Genomic DNA, 6,995 nt, shown 5'->3' on the forward strand with positions numbered 1-6,995 from the left:
TAAAAGCTGTCCGTAGTCTCTGTTATCTAAAATCTTTGTATCATGGAAAATTGAAGGATGAACCTTACGCATAACCTGTCTTGCAATCATCGGATAAGATGCGCCTGATGGGATCCTCAAATTATCCTCAAGAATTACCCATGAACCATCTTTTGCCTGCACAAGATCGATACCTGAAATATGAGAATAGATATTCATAGGAGGAGTTACACCTTCAGCCTCTGGCATATAGCCTTTTGAAGAGTAAACAAACTCTGGTGGAATAACTCCGTCCTTGATTATCTTCTTGTCATGATAAACATCATAAATAAAACGATTTAGTGCATCTGTTCTTTGTATAAGGCCCTTTTCAAGCTCTTTATACTCAGATGCGCTTATAACACGTGGGATTGAATCATAAGGAAACAGCTGTTCTTTAAACTGACCGTTTTTATATATACCGAATCTAACTCCAAGTCTTTCGAGCCATGAGTTTACAGTGCCTGAGCTTTCATATAATTCATCCATTTTTCTTATCCCTATTTCGTTCTTTTTCTATAGTTATACACTAACAAAACGATGGAGTTTATTAGTGCTCACTTTTGATACTAAAACTTAGCAAAAGCTCATATAAAAGCCATTTTTTGCTTCATTTATGATCGTATACGCACAAAAAGAGAACCTGATTTTCAAAAAATGATCAGAAAAAAAATGAAATGAAAATGAAATGTAAAGGAAATTAGAAAATAAAAAAAAAGCTTCAGCAAAAACTGAAGCTAAGGACATGAATTATGCAAATAAACAAAAAGAAAACTTAAATCTTTTTAAATGTAGCTCCATCACATGCTTTTGTCTCAAAGATTGTTGCATCAATTCCTGATACAGCCTTGTACTGAGCATTTATAGCATTCTTGATTGGCTGAACATCTTCAGGTTTTACAACTGCAACAACGCAGCCACCAAAACCGCCCCCAGTCTGTCTTACAGCCTCTTTACCAGGGCCTAGTGTAGTTTTTACAATTTCCACTAAAGCATCGGTTTCCTTGACTGTAATTTCAAAGTCATCTCTCATTGATTCATGTGACTGATACATAAGTTTTGACAGAGTTGCAAGATCGCCTGATTCAAATGCCTTTGATGCCTCTAATACGCGCTCATCTTCTGTAATAACATGGCGTGCACGTCTGAATGTAACATCATCCATCTTATCCTTTGCAGCAAGAAGCATAGGCATTGTTGCATCGCGAAGAAGATCTACGCCAAGAATCTTTGCAGCCTTCTCACAGCTTTCACGGCGATCGTTATACTCTGAACCTACAAGCTGATGCTTGATATTTGAATTGATAATCAGAATAACAAGATCGGATGGGACAGATACCTTTGTCAGATCATAGCTCTTACAGTCAATTCTCACAGCATGGTCACATACACCATTTGCAGAAATTGCCTGATCCATAATGCCACACTTCATACCAATGTATGCTTCAGCACTCTGACCTATAAGAGCAATATTCATAAGTGATTCATTTAATGAAAACACATTGTTTAAAAGGTTTCCAAAACAGACCTCTAATGAGGCTGATGATGAAAGACCGGCTCCTGCAGGAACATCGCCCTTGATTACAATATCAAGACCTTTTAGCAATCCTTCATGCTTTGCAGCTAACTGATATGTAACACCTCTTAGATAATTTGACCAAAGCTTTGTCTCATGCTTTTCAATGGTAGGAGCAATTACAAACTCGTCATAATCATTGTTCATATCAAGAGCAAGAACACGGATTTTATCGGTTCCGTTTTGCTTTGCGTACATAACGGTACCATAACGGATAGCGCATGGAAGCACAAAACCGCCGTTATAATCAGTATGCTCACCGATTATGTTTACACGACCTGGAGCATAAGAATAATACTCAGGAGCACAGTTGAACTTTTCTTCAAAAGCCTTTTTGCAGATATCTTTAATATCAGTCATATTCGATCCTTATGTTTATCAGGTTTAATTATCTTTGTGAATAATGAACTTCTGATAGTTCTCTTAATCTTGCAGCAGCCTGCTCTGGAGTCAGGTCACGCTGTTTTTCTGCAAGCAGCTCAAAGCCTGCAACGAATTTTTTAACAGTTGCAGATCTTAATAAAGGTGGATAGTAGTGAGCATGAAGAATAAATGCCTCGCGCTCTTTTGCACCAAGAGACTTTGGTGCATTGTGCCAGCCCATTGAATATGGGAATGAGCACTCAAACAGATTGTCATATCTAGTTGTAAGCTTCTTGATTGCTATAGCAAGATCAGCTCTCTGCTCTCTTGTAAGCTCATCAATTGTGCTTACAGCAAATTTTGGAGCTAACATTGTTTCAAAAGGCCAGAAAGCCCAGAAAGGAACAAGAGCCACAAAATATTCTGTTTCAAAAACAATTCTTTCTTTTTTCAAAAGCTCTGCTTTGACATAGTCAAGTAAAAGCGCACTGTTGTGTTTGTTCATATACTCAGTTTGGCACTTTACTTCCTTTGAAAGCTCCTCAGGAATAAAGTTACAAGCCCAGATCTGTCCGTGTGGATGAGGATTAGAACATCCCATGATTGCGCCCTTATTTTCAAAGAGCTGAACATAATTGTACTTTTCAGACAGTTCAACTAGCTGATCTGCCCATAAGTCCACAACCTTTTCAATCTCAGACTCACTCATGACAGGCAGAGTTTTTGAGTGATCCGCGCTAAAGCAGATAACTCTTGCAGTGCCCTTTGCAGGCTCCATCTTAAAGAGATCGCAAGAATCATCATTATCAGTGTCAGGAGTATCTGGCATCAGTGCTGCAAAATCGTTGGTGAACACAAAATTACTCTCGTAATCAGGATTTTTGTCACCGTTCACGCGATTGTTACCTGGACATAGGTAGCAGGTAGGATCGTACGATGGCTTTTTTTCATCATTAACTTTTTCAACCTGACCGTTCCATGGTCTTTTTGCTCTGTGAGGGGATACTAAAATCCACTCACCTGTCAGAGCGTTGAATCTTCTGTGTGGATGATCTGTTGGACAAAACTGAGCCATAGTTACTCCTAATCTTCGTATCCGTTTGGATTGTTCTTCTGCCAGTTGTAAGAATCGGCAGTCATATCATCAAGTGTTCTTGTTGCAACCCAGCCAAGCTCATTTTTTGCTTTTGATGGATCTGCATAGCACTCAACAACGTCACCTGCACGTCTTGGTGCAAATTTATGAGGCAATTCATAACCGATTGCCTTTGAGAAAGCCTTTACCATATCAAGTACTGAATAGCCTGTACCGGTACCTAGATTGTAAATATGGCAGCCAGGTTTATTCAGGCAGTGATTTAAAGCTGCAACGTGACCTAAAGCAAGATCTACAACATGAATATAATCTCTTACACAGGTACCATCCTTTGTTGGATAGTCATTACCAAAAATACTTAATTCCTTTAAACGGCCAACTGCAACCTGAGTTAAATATGGCATTAGATTGTTTGGAATACCTTTTGGATCTTCACCGATAAGACCTGATTTGTGAGCACCTACAGGATTGAAGTAGCGTAAAAGTACCATTGAAAAATCATTATGAGCAATCTGAAGTTCTTGACACATATATTCAATATCAACTTTAGTCTGGCCATAAGGACAGTTTGCTCTTTTCAGTGGTGAATTCTCAGTTAAAGGAACGCTGTCAGGCTCACCGTAAACAGTAGCAGATGAAGAGAAAATAAAATTCTTGCAGTTGTGCTTTAACATTGCACTTAAAAGAACTCTTGCACCGTTAACATTATTGTCATAGTACTCAAGAGGCATCTTTACTGATTCACCGACAGCCTTTAAACCTGCAAAGTTAATAACAGCATCGATTTTGTTTTGTGAGAAAACCAAATCAAGTTTATCTGCATCTCTAATATCACCTTCGATGCACTTAACTTCTCTTCCAAGAATGGTATTTATTCTTTTAAGAACAGTCTTCTTTGCATTATAAAAATTGTCATAGATAATTGGTTCATAACCTGCATTAACAAGTTCAATAACTGTATGTGAACCGATATAACCTGCACCGCCAGTAACTAGAATTGTAGTCATTTTTCAACCTCATAAAACCGCTTACAACTAACCATGTAACCGTTTACATGGTCATTATATGCTTAATGTTCGTTTTTTCAATAAATATATTGATGAGCTGTATCACATTTTTAAGGATTAATGTAAAAACTCTTTTTTTTAGTCTTTAAAATCATTTTTATAGTATGAAACCGATTTCATAACTATACTTTGAAATGAGATTATCATAATATGAACTCATTGATAAAAATGATCTTTTTTCACTAGAGATATTATAGAAAAAATTATGTCTGCTACCATACGAGATGTCGCAAAACTTGCAAATGTTTCTGTTGCTACCGTTTCAAGAGTGTTAAACGGAACTGCAAAAGTTAATGAAGAAACTAAAAATGCGGTTTTAAAGGCTCAAAAGGAGCTGGATTTTCATCTGAACAGTTTTGCAAGAACCCTTGCAACAAAAGAGAGCAATACAATCGGTGTTCTTGTATCTGATATATCTGATCCGTTCTTTGCTCTTATGATTAAAGCATGCGACCAGACAGCAAGATCATTTAAGAAAAGTCTTATCATCACTCAGGGATTTTATGATGAAGAAAAAGAGATTGAAGCAATTGAAAATCTGCTCTCTCATCAGTGCTGCGGAATAATTGCTCACCTTCTTGCTATTTCAGATGAGAAGCTTGCAACATATATGCATAAATATCCTTACATTGTGCTTATCAACCGTCGCTTAAAAGGATATGAAGATCGTTGCGTAAATATTGATAATTTCAATGCAATGAAAGCTCTTACAGAATATCTTGTTGGTCTTGGCCACAAAAAGTTTGTCTATATTGATTCAGAATTTGATATTGCAGATGCTAAAGAACGCCTTGAAGGTTTTTTGCAAACTTTAAATGACCATTCTTTGCCAATTGATGATAAATATATTCTAAAAACAAAACCATATTCAGAAAATGCTGTTAAAACTGCAAATACACTTATAAAGATGGGAGTAGACAAATTCAGTGCAATTGTCTGCTATAACGATTCAATTGCAATGTCGATTATCAATGTATTTTTAAATCATGGCATTAAGATACCTGATGATGTTTCAATCACTGGTTTTGATGATCTTTTCTTTGCATCTGTTATCTATCCATCTTTAACTACAGTGCAAAACCCTATCGAAAAAATGGGACAGGAAGCTGTAAAACTCTCATTTGCCAGATTCAAAAAGGATGATACATTCAGCATAAGTAAATTTGAAGCTAAGATTCTGTATAGAAACAGTGTGAAAAAAATATAGCAAAGTTTTTTAAAGATGATAAATCCTTATACCTATGAACAATTCTTAAGAAAAGTAAGAGAGTATGCTCCTTGTGAATTTTGTGGATGCGATAATCCTCTTGAATGTATAGAGGAAGCTATCCGAGATAATCAAGAATGGCTTAAAGCTGTATACGAAGATATTCATAGACGTTATCCTGATGAACCAAAATTAACAAGAGCTTTATTCAAACACGTATGTCGTGATACAGCAGGTTTACTTAGATGGATGTGGTAACAATATTTATTGTTATCAATTCAAATAATACAATTTGAATTCTATTTTATTTTGAGCTTTTGTTTTCTTCTTAAATTATTATCTTGTAAATAAAGCCTTACTGATTACCATTTTTTCAAAAATTCATATAAAATTGAACTTATACATACAATTATTAAATTTGTGAACTCCATAAAACAAATTTGTTCTGTATTATTGTTTCATCAGAGCACAAATTACTAAATATATAAAATGGCTAAATATCAGTTACATATAGATGAAGAAAAGCGCCGCAAAGAAAGCGCAGAAAAAAAACGATTCTCAACAGTAAAAAAAGGCTGGGGAAAAGGATTCGTTGAAAAACCTGTTTTTGTAAAAGCAATGCTAATGCCTCATTTTATTGGAGCTTGGCTATCTATCTTTGCTCTATACTGCCTTGTTACATTCCTTCCATATTCATTTCAGATGTGGCTTGGAAAGAAAATCGGTCGTCTTTTAGGCTCTATTCTTCCTGCAAGAAAATATGTTCTTAAAAGAAATCTTGAACTTGCTTTCCCTGAACTTACAGATGAGCAAAGACACAAACTGTCTAAAGAGGTTCAGAGAAACTCTGGTATGGCTGTATTTGAAACCGGTATAGCTTGGTTCTGGCCTGACTGGAGACTTAAAAGACATATAAAAATCGATAAGGATGACCTAAATAAAGCTTTAGAAATTGCAAATAGCAACAAGCCTATTTTAGTATTAAGCTGTCATTTTGTTACTCTTGAGCTGATGGCAAGAATCTATGCAACTCTTATTACACCTGGTATTGGTGTTTACAGACCATCAGATCATCCTGTATGGGAATATGCACAGGTAAAAGGAAGACTCAGAAAGAATCTTGCTCTTGTTGACAGAAAAGATCCAAGAAGCATGATTAAGGCACTTATGAAAAATATGCCTATCTGGTACGCACCAGATCAGGATTATGGTCGCAATGTATCTATCTTTGTACCATTCTTTGCAGTAAAAGAGGCGGCAACAGTATTTGGTACACATAATCTTGCAAAGGTAAAAAATACTCTAGTTCAGCCTGCCTGGACTATTAGAGAGAATGGCAAATACCATCTTTATGTAAAGGAGCCATTAGACAATTTCCCATCTGAGGATGTTGTATCTGATACTATAAGAGTAAATCAGGAAATTGAAAAAATGATCCGTATGGCTCCTGAGCAGTATCTATGGCTTCACAGAAGATTTAAAACAGCACCTGATGAAAATGAGAACCGCTATCCAGGCCTGTCTTAAAAAGACAGCACCTATTTTTTCAATCTTTCTTTTTACACCATTTATCTGTTCTTGCTATTCACAAGAACAGATAGATAGAGCTAACAATGTAATTACTGCTCTTGCAACAGAAATTGAAGGTTGTACCTTTATAAAGGATAT

General features: G+C 36.1%; 7 protein-coding genes. 3 read left to right on the forward strand and 4 right to left on the reverse strand.

The window, feature by feature from the left end:
- From ACJML3_RS04580 to galE, 4 genes are all read right to left on the reverse strand, one after another.
- Positions 1 to 507 (reverse strand): circularly permuted type 2 ATP-grasp protein (locus ACJML3_RS04580; RefSeq protein ID WP_406021011.1); only part of this gene is annotated, 507 nt, incomplete at its 3' end.
- 286 nt (positions 508 to 793) lie between these two features.
- On the reverse strand, positions 794 to 1,954 hold the full coding sequence (gene galK, locus ACJML3_RS04585) for a galactokinase (protein WP_406021012.1): 1,161 nt from the start codon (positions 1,952 to 1,954) through the stop codon (positions 794 to 796).
- A gap of 28 nt (positions 1,955 to 1,982) precedes the next feature.
- Positions 1,983 to 3,032, reverse strand: a complete 1,050-nt coding sequence (locus ACJML3_RS04590; RefSeq protein WP_406021014.1) for a UDP-glucose--hexose-1-phosphate uridylyltransferase — start codon at positions 3,030 to 3,032, stop codon at positions 1,983 to 1,985.
- Between the two features lie 8 nt (positions 3,033 to 3,040).
- Positions 3,041 to 4,060, reverse strand: a complete 1,020-nt coding sequence (gene galE / locus ACJML3_RS04595) for a UDP-glucose 4-epimerase GalE (protein WP_406021016.1) — start codon at positions 4,058 to 4,060, stop codon at positions 3,041 to 3,043.
- Between the two features lie 265 nt (positions 4,061 to 4,325).
- Here galE and ACJML3_RS04600 point away from each other — a divergent pair, with 265 nt between their 5' ends.
- From ACJML3_RS04600 to lpxL, 3 genes are all read left to right on the forward strand, one after another.
- Positions 4,326 to 5,327 carry a LacI family DNA-binding transcriptional regulator gene (locus ACJML3_RS04600; RefSeq protein ID WP_406021018.1) on the forward strand — a complete coding sequence of 334 codons (1,002 nt, stop codon included), beginning with the start codon at positions 4,326 to 4,328 and terminating at the stop codon, positions 5,325 to 5,327.
- A 15-nt stretch (positions 5,328 to 5,342) separates the two neighbouring features.
- Positions 5,343 to 5,585, forward strand: a complete 243-nt coding sequence (locus tag ACJML3_RS04605; protein ID WP_406021020.1) for a hypothetical protein — start codon at positions 5,343 to 5,345, stop codon at positions 5,583 to 5,585.
- Between the two features lie 231 nt (positions 5,586 to 5,816).
- A complete protein-coding gene (gene lpxL / locus ACJML3_RS04610) occupies positions 5,817 to 6,854 on the forward strand; it encodes an LpxL/LpxP family Kdo(2)-lipid IV(A) lauroyl/palmitoleoyl acyltransferase (protein WP_406021022.1) in 1,038 nt (345 codons plus the stop codon).
- Positions 6,855 to 6,995: the final 141 nt, after the last annotated feature.

Origin of the sequence: Succinivibrio sp., from assembly GCF_045124615.1 — a bacterium.
Taxonomy (GTDB): domain Bacteria; phylum Pseudomonadota; class Gammaproteobacteria; order Enterobacterales; family Succinivibrionaceae; genus Succinivibrio; species Succinivibrio faecicola.

Bases quoted from the DNA above. Each gene is read 5' to 3' on its own strand.
- galK (WP_406021012.1), bottom strand. From the start codon at position 1,954: ATGACTGATATTAAAGATATCTGCAAAAAGGCTTTTGAAGAAAAGTTC.
- ACJML3_RS04590 (WP_406021014.1), bottom strand. From the start codon at position 3,032: ATGGCTCAGTTTTGTCCAACAGATCATCCACACAGAAGATTCAACGCT.
- galE (WP_406021016.1), bottom strand. From the start codon at position 4,060: ATGACTACAATTCTAGTTACTGGCGGTGCAGGTTATATCGGTTCACAT.
- ACJML3_RS04600 (WP_406021018.1), top strand. From the start codon at position 4,326: ATGTCTGCTACCATACGAGATGTCGCAAAACTTGCAAATGTTTCTGTT.
- ACJML3_RS04605 (WP_406021020.1), top strand. From the start codon at position 5,343: ATGATAAATCCTTATACCTATGAACAATTCTTAAGAAAAGTAAGAGAG.
- lpxL (WP_406021022.1), top strand. From the start codon at position 5,817: ATGGCTAAATATCAGTTACATATAGATGAAGAAAAGCGCCGCAAAGAA.